At 32.3% G+C, this 1,680-nt stretch carries 2 protein-coding genes; both read right to left on the bottom strand.

Annotated features, from left to right (window positions below; all coding sequences use genetic code 11):
• Window positions 1-107: 107 nt before the first annotated feature.
• Complete coding sequence (locus LJD34_RS15875) at window positions 108-1,259, bottom strand: transposase (RefSeq protein ID WP_227360353.1); 1,152 nt, start codon at window positions 1,257-1,259, stop codon at window positions 108-110.
• 5 nt (window positions 1,260-1,264) lie between these two features.
• A complete protein-coding gene (gene tnpA, locus LJD34_RS15870; RefSeq protein ID WP_107029640.1) occupies window positions 1,265-1,660 on the bottom strand; it encodes an IS200/IS605 family transposase in 396 nt (131 codons plus the stop codon).
• Window positions 1,661-1,680: the final 20 nt, after the last annotated feature.

Raw genomic sequence — 1,680 nt, 5'->3', positions numbered from 1 at the left:
TTCTTGCTTCAACCACTACAGCCTCTAATGACAATACATTATAGGTCTTACACAGTGTCCACAAGCGTATAAGTTTGGCTCGTCCCAAGCCTACTTTTATAATTTATCTATAAGGACTGAAGAATCCTCAATCCTTCTGTAAGTATATTGATTGCTGCATTATGGTCTCTGTCTCCAGTATAGCCACAATCACATGTATAAACTCGGTCTTTTAGGTCGAGTTTTTTTACACTTCCACAGCAATGACAGATTTGGCTAGAAGGGTACCACTTGTCAACTTTTACAAAATATTTACCTCTTTCTTTAAGCTTGTAATCAAGCATATTAAGAAACATTCCATAACCGTTGTCAAAGGTCGCTTTTCCATTGCCAAAACCTTTATTTCCAATAGCTTTCATATCTAAGTCTTCGACACATACGATATCATACTGATTGGCTATCTCAGTAGATTTCTTATGAAGACTGTCGAGACGTTGATTCGCTATTTTTCTATAGATTCTGTTTACTTTTCTCATTTGTTTAAAATAGTTGCTTGATTTTGTTTCATTCTTTTTAGAACCTGCTTTTCGTGAAAGTCTTCTTTGTTGTTTAGCAAGCTTCTTATGACTTTCTCGATAGTATTTATGAACTCCTGCTTTATTCCCATTACTGTCCATATAAAGTCCATCGGATTTATAGTCAAGTCCAATAGCATTTGTACTTGATTTGGAAACAGATGGAATGTCTTCCTGTTCATATTCAAAAAGAACGGAAGCAAAATAGTTACCGACACTATCTTGAGAGACAGTAACAGATTTAAGCTTCCAATCATCTTTAGGCAACTTATGAATAACAGCTTTGACCATTCCAACTTTAGGAAGCTTTATGACATTTTTACCAATAAGAATATTGTTGTTGGTAAAATTTGTTGTATACGACTTTTTAGATTTTCTTTTGCTTTTGAATTTAGGAAAATGATTTTGTTTTTTAAAAAATCTGTCATAGGCGTCTGCTAAATGAAAAACGGCATTTGAAACAGCAAATTTATCTATTTCTTTGAGAAAATCATAATCTTTTTTTAATGTACGAGTAGCGAACTCATTTGATTTAAGCTTAGAAAGATGGGATTCTCCATCTTTGTATCTTTGTTTTTGTAAGGCAAGTAATTGGTTATAGACAAAACGACAGCAACCAAAAGTTTTTGCAAACATGACTTTTTGTTCATCATTTGGATAGAGTCTATATTTAATTGCCTTGTTACTTTTGTTTGCTTTTGACATATATTTTACCTTCCTTGCGTTTGAATATATTCCTTAATAATATCTACGGTCACCCCACCTGTAGATATCAAACAATAGCTTTGTGACCAGAACATATCCTTCCATAAATGTTTCTTGATTTCTGGATATTCTTTTTTTATAAGTCTACTGCTTGCTGATTTATAAGCATTGATAAATTTAGAAATCTCACTATTAGGCTGTCCTCTGAACAGTACATGAACATGGTCTTTATCGTGATTCCATTCTTCCAACGAAATATTATAATTAAGGCATATGTTTTTAAATATCTCTTTAAGCCGTAATGAGATAGCATCATCAATAACATTATTCCTGTATTTGACACACATAATTAAATGATAATTAAGCATGAACACTGAATGATTATTAGTATCAAGTTCCATAGCAATATCCTTTCTAAAAT

The organism is Faecalibacillus sp. MSK20_93 (assembly GCF_020589945.1).
Lineage (GTDB): Bacteria > Bacillota_I > Bacilli_A > Erysipelotrichales > Coprobacillaceae > Faecalibacillus > Faecalibacillus intestinalis.
This window is presented reverse-complemented; position numbering and strand designations above follow the sequence as displayed.

Excerpts from the sequence above, each read along its gene's own strand:
- LJD34_RS15875 (WP_227360353.1), bottom strand. The coding sequence starts at position 1,259 with ATGTCAAAAGCAAACAAAAGTAACAAGGCAATTAAATATAGACTCTAT.
- tnpA (WP_107029640.1), bottom strand. The coding sequence starts at position 1,660 with ATGGAACTTGATACTAATAATCATTCAGTGTTCATGCTTAATTATCAT.